Genomic DNA, 14,554 nt, shown 5'->3' on the forward strand with positions numbered 1-14,554 from the left:
TGGCCGAGGAATGGAAAGCTATCTACAATCATGAACGGCCCCACGGATCCCTGGACGGCATGACGCCGAAACGCTACTGGGAAAACTGGACGCAAGAAAACACATTAGCTATCGCATAGACGCTGGACTGCTAACGGGGGCCCAGCCAGGGCCGCTTGTCGTGGTGTTGAGGCAATTACCTGGCGTCGTAAAAGACGCGCCTGCCACCAGCTTCCTACAAGCCTGCTGAAGAGCCCGCCCTTTTCGGGCTCTCCCCCGGCCATTTTCGAAGAGCCGATAGCTTATATTCCGTCAACCTGAGGGAGCGGCCCTCGACAGTTCTTCAAGGGCTGTTATTTGCGCTTTCGCCAGCCCTTGCCAGCATCAAACGCCCACCGTTCTACCTCATCTGCACTGACTACGCGCTCTGATGAGGAGAGCTGGATTGCCCAAGTTTGCATAAGCCTGCAAGCAGCCACATAGGTACCCACTGAGTAGTTGGTGTCTCGAGGACGAAATGCGAGGTCTCCTGTCATGGTGTGAAGTGTCGCCAGCACTCGCGCGTCCACTATGAGACTTGGATGATCAATGGCACCTCCTCCAGCGAAGTACAAGTACTTGGTAAAGAAGTTCGGACCCCATGATTTAAGTGCTGGACGGTACGGCTTGAGCTTTAGGAAGGCCATCTTCGGGTCCGTGACGGCCGCCCGCGCAGCATCTCGGAGTAACAATGCGGCTTGCTGTTCATTAGCGGCGACCGATGCTACGCGGCCGGGCGAATTTCTATGGCTATTCCCGGTTCCCCAAGCGAGTGACTGCCAGAATAGATGGAGAGCCGCAGTCCCAGATTTGTCTTCACGGGCGTCACGAGCAAGGCGGAAGAGACCACCGCGGCTAATCAGTCCGATTTCGGCCTCGCCATCTTCGCTAATCAAAGGTGTACCTTTTAGGTGGCCAACTTTGTCGTTCCACTTTGCGATCTTCACTTTGACGCCGTGGTCGTGGATTATCTTTTCTCTAGGGTGCGAAGTGATCCATGCGGCCAGAGCAATCGGAGGTGTCGTCATGGGCACAGCCTATGTCTATAGTTCGACTGGGATTCATTGCAATGCAATTTTTGTCACTGGCGCCCTTTATCCTTGCGTCCTGGAGCAAGAATCATGAGTCCGGCGAGGCTGCCGGCATCGGAAATGAGGAACGGGATGCCACGTACAAGGGTATTCGCCGGTAATAGCTGCGAAATTTGTGGACTGACGATTCCGGCAAATGGCACGAGCATCGCGCAGCAGCGCAAGGCGCGGTTTTGTTCCTTGGCATGCCGCCGGGCAGCATCCACCCGTCGCGATTCAACCTGCGAGTACTGCAGCAAAACCTTCAGCGTGACAGCCTCGGTCGCAAAACAACGTTTTTGTTCTGTTGCCTGCCGCAGTGCTTCCGGCCGGAGGGATGTCACGTGTGAACACTGCGGCAAGACGTCAAGTTTCAAGGCAAATCGGGCAAAAATTCAGCGGTTCTGTAACCGAACTTGCATGTTTGCCGCCTTGGGCTGCGCAGTGTGCTCGAAGATCCGGCCAAAAGCCAGGCAAGATGCCGGAGATAGGTTCTGCTCTGAAGACTGTTCGCTGACTGCGCGGCTTGAACAACTTACGGCTGAAACCGGGACCGTGGTTGTGAGATGTGTCAGATGCAATGAGATCCGTACAGCAGACCACTTCACGAAGGAACGAGGCACTCGAAACGGACTGTCGGGGACTTGCAAGAACTGCGCCCGTGGCTACTACGAGAAGAATAAGGACAGCTACCGCCTCCGACGCTACGGCTACCAAGCAGCTGCGGGTGGCATCGTCATCCGATTCACGGCAGCTGAAAAGGCATCACGTTTCGCGCTATGGGGTGGACGCTGCTGGATGTGTGGAATCGAAGCCGCAACTCAAGAAGATCATGTAAAGCCGATTTCTAAGGGTGGATCTCATTGTTTGGCCAATTTGAGGCCCATATGCCACTCCTGCAACTCTTCAAAGGGCGGTCGCTGGCCTCTTAGAAAGGAAGAGCTATCGGCGAATTTCCTGCACCCTAATCCACGAGACGGAGAAGACAAGACGGCCACCCGGAGGCCGCGCGTCACATGGACCTGCCCCCAGTGCGAGGTAACCTCACTCATCAGAGCGCACCGGATGGAGACCATCAAGTACTGCTCCAAGGCATGTAGCAACGACGCAAAACGGCAACAAGTAGTAGTAGTGAAGACGTGCCTGAACGCGCTATGCGCAAAAGAGTTTGAACTGCCGAAGCGAAAAGACACAAAAAGCCGAAAGTTTTGCTCTCTAGAGTGTGCCTGGATTGCCCGAGATCGACCGGCTCATTGGCGCCCAATCGCAGAGGGACAACTCCCACTGTTCTAGCATCACAGGGCTACCCACAGCACCAGGAACCGCCCCCGTTACTCGGCATTACATGTCCGGTTAGACAGCGTCTGCAGCCAGAAGTACGTCCTCGATGACTCCATCACGGGCACCGGCACGTACCCGCAGGGTAGCGCAGTAGCTGGGCCGATAATCATCGCCAGTTATGGGCTCGGAATCATCCCATTCATAGAGCACGCATCGGAGAGTGTTCGTCAGGCGTCCGATCAGGGCCGCAAGGGGGAACGGGCAGCGCAGAAGGAGGTGGATTTCGGCGTTTCCATTCTTGTTCGAGAGCTCCCTGATGTAAGCGGTGACTTCTGCTGCAATACGGCCGGCGGTTGCCGGATCTAGAAGTTCACCGTTCGTACTCGTGAGATGGATCCACGACTTTAGGGTTCCATCGTGGTCTTCAATGAATTTCTCGAACGCTGCGTTGCTTCTTTGGTTCAACAGGTCGACGTACGCTGCAACGGCTGGCCGTCCGGGTTTGCTTGCCGATGCATTTGTAGCTGAATCGATGATATTCACGAGCGGGGTGGTGCTGAATTGGGCTTCGCCATCACTGGCCCAAATATTCCCCTGCTGATCCAAGACCTCCATATGGCCGATGCGGGACGAAAGCAGCGCTGCACCGATGGCGAAAGCAACCGATAAATGGCTGCCACCCTGTACTTTTACACGGCGGGCGCCGGTTCGGGTGACGCCGTCTGGAAGGAAGGCGATCGTGTCTTTCAGGTCAATTAGACCTTCGCGGCTGGGAAGACGCTCATGATCAGATGGCCGGACGCGGATATCCAACTGGCTTCCTGTGCGGTCATACACCTGGGCCGCATTGCGGGTCTGGAGTGACAGGCTGAAGGTTCCGTCGTTCAAGGCAACAATTTCCCGGTGGTTGGCCAGGCGGTGCCACAGCATCTTTTGAACCACAGTCCGTAGCCCGTCGCGGTGCGTGGGGTGCTGGTCGACACCGCTCAGGGTCTCTTCGGCCATGCCGAGCAATCGCTCGGGTGCCGAGTAGTCGATTTTCCCGGGTTCTCGTTCCACGGCATTGGCAATGCCCAAGGCGAAGCTCGGATGTGCTTTATGTGAGTCGAACAGCAGGGGCGCTTCGACGCGTTTGACGACCTTGCTCTTTGCTACGTCGGGTGTTGTGACCAGCACACCTCCGGGGATACCGTCTCCGATTGCTTGCCGTAGGCGTTCTTCCGTGTCCCCAGGGGGGAGGTCATCTTTATCCCGCCAAACGGGTATCCCTCCAGCTCGCAATAGCCAAGCCAGTTGCGCGCAGATTTCCGTTCCATCTGATTGCCGGTATGAAATGAATATGGGGTCTGCCGGGTCATGAGTGGCAATGATGTCGGTCAAGTTATTTCCTATCGTTCGGCTATGGAATTCCGCGGGTGACCTACGTGATCATCAGCGACAGTTACAGGTACGGGAATGGCAGTTTCGTGGTCGACAACCCAAGCAGCTGCTGTGAATTCTCCCGTCGGAGTAGGCACTACGATGATGGTCAGGAATCGTTTGAAGCTCAGCTCGGGATCATGCAGGTGCCGGGAGTAGGCTTTCAGGTCATAGTTGCTCGGGGTGAGATCGCCTGATGGGTGCGTGTGCCATTCACCAATCCATTGGCTTTGGTCCTCTTTCCATGCCAGCTCGGCAAGCTGTTGGGCATGGGTCAAGTCGCGAAGGAAGCGGTTGGACTCACGACGGGCTTTCGGGCCCGGGCCACCAGCCTGACGGATGACAACCTCCTGACCACGGTCCGTGCCGAGCAGAATACCTCCGGTTTCCAACCCGTCGCGGGAACGGATGGCCTCCTCCCCGATCAAAGCCAGCGCCTCTATGAGGATCCGAATGTTGGGCCGTTGAACCGAGTTGTTCAAGCCGCACCACAGGATGGGCAGTTCTCCCTAGGCTTCGGGATGGTCGCCCAGCTGATCCTAGCCGCGGCTTTGGCGTCAAACGGCGGAGCAAGGTCGCCGCCAGGCCTTAGACCGATTACAGCGTGTTCGCCAGGGAGGGCTTGCGTGTGGTCTCCATACAGAGACTCAAGCAACGTTGCCACGGCCGCTTTGGCTGCAAGCGTGCCCATAAGGCGCAGATCGGGAGGCACAGCGGTCATAGGCTGGTGCACCCGCCCCGTGCCATAGTCCAGTTCTTGATCGGCTTCAGCGTCCATGGCACCAGAGGCACCGAGGTGCGCTCTGAAGCACAGAAGACATCCAAACCGGGGCGTAGGACGAAGTCGCAGTAGTTCGCCGACGGACCCGTTGTCGAGGACGCACGCCAGGATGGCCGGCTTCCCAGCCTGGCGGGCGAGGTGGCTGACTACCCGCCGGGGAGCTATCCCATCGGCAGCACATATCACTAGATTTACGTCCTCCATCAATGGGCGCACCAGGTGAGTTTGGCTGACGACGTCAAAGGGAAGTGCTTCTACCTTTTGCAACGGCGACTGGGACTTCAGATGGTCTCTTAGGGCGTGAACTTTGCGTCTACCGACGCTTTCGGGCCCCAGAGTGTGTCGGAGCATGTTGTGCCACAGGAATCGATCAGGATCGATGAGGAGGACACGGCCTACCCCGTAGCCTGCTAGGGCCTCCGCGGTTGCGCTACCAATGCTGCCGCACCCAACGACCATGACCGAGGTGGACGCCAGCTGCTCAATCGGCCATTGACCGGCAAGCTGCAGTAGACCCACAACCTTTGGCTCAACTTCTATGAGAATAGGACTGACACCGCCCCGTTCCACGTTCCACCCCGCGAATTCGTGAACCCCTGCCTGGACGGCCTCAGGGGAAAGATCCGGATCGTGGGTGATCAGCAGGCCGGAATGGTTGCCAGGATCGGAAAGGCCCGGAACCATGTCCCGAAACGCGGCGTAGTCCAGTGTCCGGCTGGTCCGACTGATGACGTACCGGTGGAGAACGTTGATTTCGCTCTGCGGTTTCCTCATCCACTGTCCTGTGTAGCGTTCACCATCCCAATTCAGCGCTCGATACTCCGACGGGATATCCACCGGAAGTGTTGTCCCTGCGGAAGAAGTAATTGCGTTAATGACGTACATGCCCTCGGCAGGAACAAAGCGCATCCGAATCCGACCGGATATGCCTTTTGCGTTGGCGATCTTGGCTGCTGCGTCCTGTGTGAGGACTATGAATGGGTCAGTTGGTGACAATGGAGCCTCCGATTCCCGGAGGTTCCGGAACCTCGCGGCCGCCGCGCATGGATTGAGCCACAAGGTGATCGAAGGACGGGTCCGTCACGATTCCCCGCACTGACATTTCTTGGATCGCTCCGCGTTTCATCAAGGCATATTCGATGTGCCAGCCGGCGGCTTTGGCAAGCAGCTCAGTGATGCTGGCTTCGGGATGCCAACCACCGTCGCTTTGGAGCAGGCATAGGGAGCCGCCCGGCGCCACATGCCATGCCGCTTGTGTCTCTTCGTGGGGCGTCGGTTCAACACTGACGGGGAATATGGTGGGTGGGACCATGGGGTGCGCAGCGGAGTACATGACCGCGACCGTTAGCCCGTTGGTTCCGACCAGCTCCTTCAAGCCCTCCGGCGCGGGCCTGTCGAACGGCCATACTGGCAGCTCCCCGATCCACCCGCCGTGAATATGCTCCCCACCGCCCGATGGATCCGGTTCCTGGTACAGCAAATGGGGTGCGAACTCGGAAACTTCCTTGCGGTCGCGTTGCAGCCTCGCGGGTTCGGCGTCTTGCCAAAAGATCGAGTCCGCGGATTGAGGCTTGGTCATCCTTGAGGGGTGTCCTTCACTGTCCGGGGCAGGACGGGAGCAACGGCCGGAAGTGGATTTCCGGTACCAGGAGGCTTGGCGAAGTCGTCTCCGAAAACTTCGCCCCAGTACTGAATGGCGGCGGCGGTGTTGTTGTTGTTTTGTGCCTGGAACGCGCGGATTGCTGCATCCCGTGCTGCACGCAGGGAGTCAGCGAGGCCCTCGTAGTCAAGATCGGACTGGATAGGACCGCAGATCCCAGCCGGGTCAACGACTTCGTTGCCGCCCTCAATGGCGTACAGGGCACTGACGAAGAACTGCTTGATGGCAACTGGTCGGATGTGGTTTGTAGGAAGGAAGTGAAGGGCTAGTACCTCCATGACCAGTGATTTGATCTTGATGTCCTGCTCGGATGCCCACCATTTGAGCATCCGGACAGTGCCGGCGTAGCTGCTCCACTCTGCGTGCTTGTCCGCTACGGCTTTGATGAGATATTCCGGGTCGCAGGGAACCCAGTTTTTTGAAGCTGCTTCCGGGATGAGCAGCATGCCATTACGACGGAGAGCAGGCATCGCGTCGACAGTGAATGCGTTTGGGTCATCGGGGTCGTCCAGGAAGCATTTGACTGCGTGGTTACGCCATTTGGCGAGGCGTACCGCCTTGTCGAAGGTTCCGTTGGTGGCGCCAAGAAGAGAGTTGACGCGGCTCCGAGTGTGATTGAGGGCGTCTTCGGCCGACGAACCTGGCCCGCCCCAGTCTGGATGCATTGCGCCGTCGTAGACAATTACCACATCCACGTCGTGGATTGGGTCCTTGTGAGTGCCTCGTGCCAGCGAACCTGACGAGATGACTTCGTCCACGTCGCTTTCCAGGATGAAAGCGTCCTTGAACAAGTCCCGCCGTGAGCGGGCCTCTTTTACTTGCTGGACGTCAGCGTTGACGATGCCCTGAAATTCGTTGAAGGCTTCCGTTACGCTCACTCTAGTCCCCGTTTCGTTCGCAACACTACATGTAGTACTCATTGAAGAGATTGCCGCCAGATATAGTATTACATGCGTGTCATTTAGTTGGGCCAATTAACCCAAAATCTTCATAGGTGTTGATGAATTGTGCCCAAGTTTGCGTTTAGGCCGATCGTCTAGTCGCGCCCGGACGTTCCAGAATCGGTTCGTGAACTTGCACGGCAAGCATGACAGCCGCCTGTGACATCAAAGGATGGTGGCGGTCTCTGCTGGGCCTATTGGCCCCGCCGGCAGGACGACCGGCTCGGACCTGACCCTGTCGAGCTCGCTCGACGCCGAAACCGAGATTCACCGCAACGCCTAGCCATGAAAAACTCCTCGTCCGGGGCAAAACGGGAGTCCTCGCAGCTACTTCCACTCCCGTTCTTTTAAACGCCGACAACCGACGTTCTGTAAGGCCGGGGAACGGGGGACGCTAGAGCTCATTTTGCGGTCGGGAAGGTTAACGACGTCACCATCCCGCCGTTCGCATGCTGACCCCGACACTGACACCAGGCAGGCGATGCCGACGCCGGGGGAAGTCCTAGAATTGGCGAAACTCCGGCCAAATAGCGGTTGGCCGAAGTTCCATAAACAACCCTGCCGGGTAAACCCTTGGGGCTGGCTGGGAACGAGGGGCGGGGGAGAGGACGTGGTTACTGCAAGGCCGCCTGGCGGAGGTACTGGTAGACCGTTTCCCTGCTGATTCCGTAATCGCGGGCGAGGACGACTTTCGGGATGCCGGTGCCGGCGCGCTGGACCAGTTCGGCTGCCCGTTCCGGCGTCAGCGTCTTTTTCCGCCCTTTATAGGCGCCGCGCTGTTTGGCCAGGGCGATGCCCTCGCGCTGGCGTTCCCTGATCAGGGAGCGTTCGAACTCGGCGAAGGCGCCCATGACGGAGAGCATGAGGTTGGCCATGGGGGAGTCCTCACCGGTGAAAACGAGCTGTTCCTTGCAGAACTCCACCCGCACCCCGCGCCGGGTGAGGCCCTGCACCAGGGCGCGCAGGTCATCGAGGTTGCGGGCGAGCCGGTCCATGCTGTGCACAACCACCGTGTCCCCGTCGCGGACGAACCGCAGCAGCTCCGTCAGCTCGGGCCGGGCGGTGTCCCGGCCCGAGGCCTTATCCGTGAAAACCCGGTCCAGGACCTGTCCCTCGAGCTGACGGAACTCGTTCTGATCCACGGTGCTCACCCGGACGTAGCCGATCCGCTGACCAACCATGGTCGCCTCCAACGCTTGACTGTGGACTGAGTGTCCAGGCTTCCGCCCGGAGCGTCAAGAGTCTTTTTCTCTCGCGAGGAGGCAGCGATCCCCCCTGCGCCTTTGCACGGCTCACCCCGGCGGTGATTCACCGCCAGGTGGGCCCGCGAGAATACGTGACTGCGCCGGGACGCTCGATGCCTATTTCGGGATAAACCCGGAGACAGGTAGTTCCTGTTCGAGCGCGGCTGCTATCTTCCGTGAGCGAATATTGCCCATAATTCCCAAGGCAAGGCAGCCGATAAAGAGCACCGGCCCAAGCAGCGGGATAGCGGCAAGAATAGCGCCAATGATGACGCCAATAACGATCATTGCTACGCCCGCGATCCGATGAATGAGTGGACTGTATCGCCTGTCCTTGTCTGTAAGCACCAGTTTTCCCTTAAGTGGCTGGCGGGCCGCTTTCCTCGAAGGTGGCACCGTCCGAAAGCTGCTTTCGCCTGCTGATGGTGTGGTGATGGTCCTGGGGCTGCGGGGCCTGGGGGCATCGCCGGTGTAGGCGGGCGGGACTGTATAAGCGGCGGTTTCCGGCGTCAGCGGGGGAAAGGAGGGCATCGTACTGAGCCACGCGTCATTCAACTCGGTGGCCCTGGCACCCTGGATGACCAGCTCGGCTGCAAGCCCCGAGCCTTTGATCCTGGCCCAGATCCCCAACTCCTTCCCTGCATCTGCTGCGTGAGAAATCGATGGCAGATAGTGGTTGGAGGTGGTTGCTGTCAGCTGCCCCACCCGTTCACCGTCAAGACGGACCTCAACGAGGTTCTTCTCGGTACCGTTCTTTAGGGTCTGCACGAGCTTGTGCATCGTGAGGATGACAAGCCCTTCACCGTTCTGCGGCAGGTAGTTGAACAGATGGGCGAAATGCTGGTCTTCACCAGTCACTTGAAGGGCGCCACTCCAAGGAAGAACTGCCACGTTGGCCGGGACATAGTTGTTGAGCGGAAGGATCTCGTGGGCCTCGGGCAGGTAAATACGAACATTTGAGAAAAACCTCGCCTGCCGCTCAGCTTCCCATGACTCCCGCACCACAGCCCAGATCCGCGCCGTGGTTGTGGCCACCATGCCGCTTGCAGCGATGCGGTGGATTATGGGGCGATAAACGGCAGCAGAGTCACGGTCCAGATAACCGACGACCTGTCCGTTGACCCGCACCGAGATAGCGTTCGCGTCATGGGGATTATCCGGTTCCGGCACGAGAAGCGCTTCGAAGACGTCCTCGATCTCTTCGTCGAGCCTTGGGCGGCGCCCCAGAGCTGAGAGGATCTGTTTCTCGCGATACGACTCGCCAACAACTTCAAAGTTGTGCCAGCTGTCTTTGCCCGGCAGATAGTACTTTTTCACTTTGCCCCCATCTCATTCTTGCGCGCCTAACAAAATGCACCCAAGATTTCCGCAGATCTCTGTGGTTTTGCAGTCACTGGGGGCGCCGGCATGACGTATATGCCGTCTATACGACGCCAAGACACCCTCGAGCAGCAAGACCCGGTCTGAGACTAACTGATGGAAATGGCGCCCCGACCCGGAATGGACACAAAACGCTACTGTCTTCATGAGACTTTCTGACTGGGCACGACCGGAGCCAGTTAATTACGGCTGGACAGCCTAACCTCGAAATGATGCATCTGATGCAATACACAAAGGCTCAGCTTTACATAACGTCGGTTATCGGCCTTTCAAAACAGGCCGGGGAGTGCCCCCCCGGAAGGGGCTGTTTTTGCCGTCGTTTGTGGCGTTTTTTCCGGACTCCGAGGGCTCAGAACTGCTTAGCCAGCGCCCGGTTTACGGCGGGGATGTCCAGGAAGGCTGGGTCGAATGGCTCGGCAGATCCGGTCATGTCGGCGACCCATGCGGAGTGTTCGTCGTGGTCAGGATGCGACGCGTCGGCCAGGGCATCCATGATGTCCTCGTAACCCGGCAAACCTCCGGAGTCTTCCAGCGGGCCGCGCCGGGCGCCGTCGATCATGCGGGCCGGCGGACTGTCGTCGTCTGCGGGGCGGCGGGAAACCAGTTCGAGCCGGTGAAGCCAGCTGTCACCGAAGTCGTATTCGTAGAACGCTTCGCCCGACCCCAGTGCGAGCAGTTGATCCAGAGTGCACTCCTCCTCAGGCCTGTCGCCCGGTTCTTCACCCTGCTGCCTTGGAAGCCACTGCGGGACTTCCGGAAATTCGCCGTCGACCGGCCGCAGCGGCGCGAACGGGTCGCTTGTTACAAACCTGTGCAGGTGCGCGTCCTCCCAGCCAAAGGCTGTCTGCAGCACCTGGTGTATCTGACCTAAAGTCAGCGAGCCCCGGAGCTCGAATCGACGCCAAATCTCAGGCATACTGTCGACGAGGGCCACGCGAACCTCCAGGACGGATTCCTGTCCCATACCCGTCCCGGCCGCAAATTTGTCCATGGCACCCATTTTTACAGGTCTCACGGCCCTACTAAGTGAGAGGCATGACCTCTCCCCCAGCCTCGGCCGATAGCTTGACGAAAGGTAAACTATCGGCTCTTTAGAACTGTCGGGGGAGTGGCTGCACAAGGCTGCTCAGCCAGCACTGCCCGTCCTCACCTCTGCGGATGGCTTCGGTTCCCCGTCGACCTATTGTTGGACGGCGGGGGTCTTCTTTCAATGCACCGACATAGGCGGCCTTCTTCGTAACGAGCATGTCCCGTAGGGCGCGGATCCAGTTCAGGATCAGGAAGCGTGATGGGATCCTGCTGGGCTGCTGATGACTCTGTCACGTCCGGCAAGAACACCCTTCCCGGCGAGGACTGCCATCGTGCCCGCGGTGAGGAGCAGCGGAGGTGCCCAGTCTCCGCTTAGGTCGCGAAGACCACCGAAAATGACTGGGCCCGCTGCACCTAGTCCGTAGCCCACGGATTGCGCCATGCCCGATAGTGACGCCGCCTGCGGGTAGTTCACGGTTCGCAGGCTGAAGAGAGACAGGGCGATGACGATGAGGCTCCCGCACCCGATTGCCCCCAGTAGGACCCATAGCAATATGAGGTCCGGCGCGAGTGCGAGCCCGAGGAACGTTACGAACGTGAGTAAGGCACTCGTGAAGGATACGAGCCGCTGGTCCGAACCCCGGTGAAGGATTCCCCCTGTGACAAGGCTGGCGAAGACGCTGATGAGCAGAAAAACGGAGAGGTGGATGCCAGCGGTGGTGGCGGGGATCCCGCGGCTTTGTTCGATGGTTGGAAGCCACGCCATCAGGACGTAGAAGGCGACCGATTGCAGTCCCATGAAGATCGTCACCTGCCAGCCCAAGGCGGAGGCCCAGGGCGACCGGTAGGGGGTGGCTTCGGTCGCGGTGTTATGCGTGGTGCTTGTCCTGTGCCGGCGCAGCCACGGCATGAGCACGGCCATGGCGATGAGGGCAAGACCCAGCCAGATTCCGAGGGCAAGCCGCCAACCTGCGGGGGACGTCTGTGCAACGGGAACGACGAGGGCGGCCCCCACTGCGGCAAGGGCCGCCTGCGTGGCCGTATAGCTTCCGGTGACACGGCTGACCCTCGTTGGAAAGTCACGCTTCACGAGCGAGGGGACCAGGACATTGAGAAACGCGATAGCTAGGCCGATCAGTGCTGTGCCCGCCCAAATGAAGCCGGGCACGGGCAGGGAGCGGACCGCGATGCCCAAGGCGAGGATCAACAGTGACATCCACAGCGCACGGTCCAGACCGAGGAGGGAAGCGAAACGGGGCGCCACGGGTGAAAAGACCGCGAAAGCAATGAGCGGAAGACCTGTGAGGAATCCTGCTGCCGCGCTGGACAGGCCCAGGTCACTACTGATGTTAGCGAGGACCGGTCCCACGCTGACAAAAGACACCCGAAGGTTAACTGCAATGAGCAGAACGCCAATGAAGGCAAAGCCTAGACTGGCGGCGCGGTCCGGCCTGTTCCCAGTAGCAGCGCGCATCGTACGTTCTTTCCTCCTTCTGGAGTCGAGGAGCCTTCTCACCCCCCCGGCTCCAAGTGACAAGAGAACAGGCTTTGACTAAGCATGTCACCCTGCCGAAAACTTCCCTTACGGAAATCCCGTCTGGGAGCTAAGTAACTGACCAACATGATGGTCCCGGCGAGGGCCACTTAAAGCGCAACACTTCCCAAGCTGCTTTAGAGCGACTGATACTAGGGGGAATCGGACGTCAACGTTACCCCTTTTGGGCCGTTTGCGGTTTGGGCCATTACGGGGATCGATGGTTAAACGGGTGCATGCTTTATCCCTGATCCGCCACCAGCGCCCGATTAGTCAACAGGGCGCCGCTTTGTCCCTTCAGCAGGGAGCGCCGCCCTGTTGTTGGTTCTACTGGCTTGAGGCTAATGCGGGGCATTGGGCCTGGCAGCGTCAACTGTTTCTCGCGCGAATGCCTAGGAAGGCAGGGTTGAAAGGTGCCTCTCTTTCAGTTTGTTCTTGGATGCCCCCATTTTTGGAAGCATGACGTCCACTGAAGCAGGTAGCGATGGGTAGCCTCTGATGCCCGGTCCGCTCCTCAGCGCTCTCCTGCCAGGTTTCCGAGGGTGATGTGCAGGTTCTGTGATGTTGAGCCGCGCTGCACCACGACGTCCACCTGCTGCCCTGGGTCCTGTTTCCTGAGGGCCACGAGCAGGTCGGTCACGTTGCCGATGTCCGTTTGGGCGAACTTGGTGATGATGTCCCCTGGCTTCATGCCGCCTTGTTCCGCCGGGCTTCCTTGGGAAACACTGACGATCAACGCCCCGGCCGTCGTGGGCAGGGAGAAGCGTTGGGCGAGCTGTGGCGTGATGTCGGTGGGGACCACGCCGAGGGCGGCGTGCTTGACCGACCCGCTTGCCAACAGTTGGTCGGCGACGTCGGTAACCGTGGAAGACGGCGTAACGAACCCGATGGCCACGGCTCCCGTGCTGGGTGGAAGGTACGCCTCGGAAAGACCGATCACCTGGCCGCTTGAATCCGCCACCGCACCGCCGGAATTACCGGGGGAAATCGGTGCGTCGGTCTGCAGCAGGTCGATGGCGCCGTGAGGTGATTCCTTCGACGGCGGCATGTTCCGGTGCAGGCTGGAGACGATGCCGGCAGTGACGGTTTCCTCCAACCCCAGCGGGCTTCCGATGACCACGGTCATCGAACCCACCTCGGGATCGGATGCAGCGAATTTTGCCGCCGGAAGGCCGGTGCGGTCGACCTTCAGGACAGCGAGGTCCGTGACGTCGTCAACGCCGATGATGGTGCCTTGGGACTGGGAGCCGTCAGCGAACTGGACCCCGACGTTCTTGAAGGGCTGTTTTTGCTGGTCCTCCACCACGTGCGCGTCCGTGACGATCGTTCCGTCGCTGTGATAGATAACCCCGCTGCCCAGGCCGATGGCTGTCCGGATGGTGACGACGGAAGGCTCGACTTCCCTGACAACGCCGGGAACCGCAGGCAACCCCGCACCGCCCGCCAACTGTACTTGCGAAGCTGTCGGGGAAGCGGCGGACGACGAGGAACCGGGCGCCGGCGCCGGGGTGCCGGTGCAGCCCGTCAATGTCAGTGCCGCCGCCGTCACTCCGGCCGCGGCGCAGAGTCCAAACCTCATGGGATACCTCCTCTTTAGGCGTCACGGGCTGGCAGAAGGGATATAGGGCTGGTACTGGTCAAAAGTCCCATTCTGGATGGGGACATTGATGATGGTTTCCTGCCCCTTCACACTCACTGTTAGGTCAGCCCGTGCCCCCGGAGCTTCCGGGGCGCTGTTGAGTATGACGGGGGTCTGGTCAAACTCCCTGTTCCCGTTGGCCGGGATCTTGACCGGCACCTGTTCGTCGGAGTCGGCCAGGACCAACTCGATATCGGTGGCCGTGGTGTTGATGATCGTCCCCAGGACGCGGGCGGGTTCATCCTGCCCTGATGTCACAAGCAGGACGCTTCGCAGCTCCAGCCCCGCAAAGTTCAGGTCGGAGCCGAGCGCAACAGGGTCGCGGTCCCCTTCGGCGGGGTCGGAGCAGCCGGCCATCAGGAGGGCTGCAACCATCAGGACCGGCAGCAAGCGGAAGAATTCGATGGTGCCGTGGGTGGGTTTCATGATGTTCCTTTCCTTGGCCTTGTGATCCCTTCCAATGCGCCCCGCCCGCTTTAGCGTCTCCCTCAGTGTGGCGCTGCAGTTGCGCCAACGCAACAGCTAACGACGCATCCAACCCGCTCTATCTGAATCGTT

General features: G+C 59.5%; 15 protein-coding genes. 2 read left to right on the plus strand and 13 right to left on the minus strand.

Annotated features, from left to right (window positions below):
* The coding region (locus AC1DIP_RS19590; RefSeq protein ID WP_477734928.1) for an integrase core domain-containing protein at window positions 1–119 on the plus strand (119 nt) is incomplete at its 5' end.
* Window positions 120–332: 213 nt separating this feature from the next.
* Here the strand turns inward: AC1DIP_RS19590 and AC1DIP_RS19595 are convergent.
* Window positions 333–1,046, minus strand: a complete 714-nt coding sequence (locus tag AC1DIP_RS19595) for an 8-oxoguanine DNA glycosylase OGG fold protein (protein WP_477734776.1) — start codon at window positions 1,044–1,046, stop codon at window positions 333–335.
* Between the two features lie 53 nt (window positions 1,047–1,099).
* Window positions 1,100–1,432 carry a hypothetical protein gene (locus tag AC1DIP_RS19600; protein ID WP_477734777.1) on the minus strand — a complete coding sequence of 111 codons (333 nt, stop codon included), beginning with the start codon at window positions 1,430–1,432 and terminating at the stop codon, window positions 1,100–1,102.
* A 454-nt stretch (window positions 1,433–1,886) separates the two neighbouring features.
* On the opposite strand from AC1DIP_RS19600, the gene AC1DIP_RS19605 reads away from it, so the two are divergent.
* On the plus strand, window positions 1,887–2,381 hold the full coding sequence (locus AC1DIP_RS19605) for an HNH endonuclease (protein WP_477734929.1): 495 nt from the start codon (window positions 1,887–1,889) through the stop codon (window positions 2,379–2,381).
* Window positions 2,382–2,441: 60 nt separating this feature from the next.
* Here AC1DIP_RS19605 and AC1DIP_RS19610 read toward each other — a convergent pair whose 3' ends face one another.
* The 11 genes from AC1DIP_RS19610 to AC1DIP_RS19660 form a co-directional block, all read right to left on the minus strand.
* Window positions 2,442–3,749, minus strand: coding sequence for an SAVED domain-containing protein (locus AC1DIP_RS19610; protein ID WP_477734778.1), 1,308 nt, complete (start codon window positions 3,747–3,749; stop codon window positions 2,442–2,444).
* 8 nt (window positions 3,750–3,757) lie between these two features.
* Window positions 3,758–4,270 (minus strand): Mov34/MPN/PAD-1 family protein, encoded by a 513-nt coding sequence (locus AC1DIP_RS19615; protein ID WP_477734779.1) that lies wholly within the window; start codon window positions 4,268–4,270, stop codon window positions 3,758–3,760.
* The gene (locus tag AC1DIP_RS19620) at window positions 4,267–5,565 is read right to left on the minus strand and encodes a HesA/MoeB/ThiF family protein (RefSeq protein WP_477734780.1); all 1,299 of its coding nucleotides are present in this window, start codon (window positions 5,563–5,565) and stop codon (window positions 4,267–4,269) included. Before AC1DIP_RS19620 ends, AC1DIP_RS19615 begins: the two co-directional genes overlap by 4 nt.
* Window positions 5,552–6,148 (minus strand): hypothetical protein, encoded by a 597-nt coding sequence (locus AC1DIP_RS19625; RefSeq protein ID WP_477734781.1) that lies wholly within the window; start codon window positions 6,146–6,148, stop codon window positions 5,552–5,554. Before AC1DIP_RS19625 ends, AC1DIP_RS19620 begins: the two co-directional genes overlap by 14 nt.
* Window positions 6,145–7,107, minus strand: a complete 963-nt coding sequence (locus AC1DIP_RS19630; RefSeq protein ID WP_477734782.1) for a hypothetical protein — start codon at window positions 7,105–7,107, stop codon at window positions 6,145–6,147. The genes AC1DIP_RS19625 and AC1DIP_RS19630 overlap by 4 nt, the downstream gene beginning before the upstream one ends.
* Window positions 7,108–7,784: 677 nt before the next feature.
* A complete protein-coding gene (locus AC1DIP_RS19635) occupies window positions 7,785–8,351 on the minus strand; it encodes a recombinase family protein (RefSeq protein WP_477734783.1) in 567 nt (188 codons plus the stop codon).
* A gap of 180 nt (window positions 8,352–8,531) precedes the next feature.
* Complete coding sequence (locus AC1DIP_RS19640; protein ID WP_477734784.1) at window positions 8,532–9,731, minus strand: HIRAN domain-containing protein; 1,200 nt, start codon at window positions 9,729–9,731, stop codon at window positions 8,532–8,534.
* A gap of 412 nt (window positions 9,732–10,143) precedes the next feature.
* A complete protein-coding gene (locus tag AC1DIP_RS19645; protein WP_364399832.1) occupies window positions 10,144–10,785 on the minus strand; it encodes a plasmid pRiA4b ORF-3 family protein in 642 nt (213 codons plus the stop codon).
* Between the two features lie 285 nt (window positions 10,786–11,070).
* The gene (locus tag AC1DIP_RS19650) at window positions 11,071–12,207 is read right to left on the minus strand and encodes an MFS transporter (RefSeq protein WP_364399835.1); all 1,137 of its coding nucleotides are present in this window, start codon (window positions 12,205–12,207) and stop codon (window positions 11,071–11,073) included.
* A 664-nt stretch (window positions 12,208–12,871) separates the two neighbouring features.
* Window positions 12,872–13,936 (minus strand): S1C family serine protease, encoded by a 1,065-nt coding sequence (locus tag AC1DIP_RS19655; protein ID WP_377204662.1) that lies wholly within the window; start codon window positions 13,934–13,936, stop codon window positions 12,872–12,874.
* A gap of 21 nt (window positions 13,937–13,957) precedes the next feature.
* A complete protein-coding gene (locus AC1DIP_RS19660) occupies window positions 13,958–14,422 on the minus strand; it encodes a hypothetical protein (RefSeq protein WP_377204661.1) in 465 nt (154 codons plus the stop codon).
* Between the last annotated feature and the right edge of the window lie 132 nt (window positions 14,423–14,554).

Source organism: Pseudarthrobacter sp. 05T312, assembly GCF_056396685.1.

Excerpts from the sequence above, each read along its gene's own strand:
- AC1DIP_RS19655 (WP_377204662.1), bottom strand. The coding sequence starts at position 13,936 with ATGAGGTTTGGACTCTGCGCCGCGGCCGGAGTGACGGCGGCGGCACTG.
- AC1DIP_RS19625 (WP_477734781.1), bottom strand. The coding sequence starts at position 6,148 with ATGACCAAGCCTCAATCCGCGGACTCGATCTTTTGGCAAGACGCCGAA.
- AC1DIP_RS19605 (WP_477734929.1), top strand. The coding sequence starts at position 1,887 with ATGTGTGGAATCGAAGCCGCAACTCAAGAAGATCATGTAAAGCCGATT.
- AC1DIP_RS19635 (WP_477734783.1), bottom strand. The coding sequence starts at position 8,351 with ATGGTTGGTCAGCGGATCGGCTACGTCCGGGTGAGCACCGTGGATCAG.
- AC1DIP_RS19660 (WP_377204661.1), bottom strand. The coding sequence starts at position 14,422 with ATGAAACCCACCCACGGCACCATCGAATTCTTCCGCTTGCTGCCGGTC.
- AC1DIP_RS19595 (WP_477734776.1), bottom strand. The coding sequence starts at position 1,046 with ATGACGACACCTCCGATTGCTCTGGCCGCATGGATCACTTCGCACCCT.
- AC1DIP_RS19645 (WP_364399832.1), bottom strand. The coding sequence starts at position 10,785 with ATGGACAAATTTGCGGCCGGGACGGGTATGGGACAGGAATCCGTCCTG.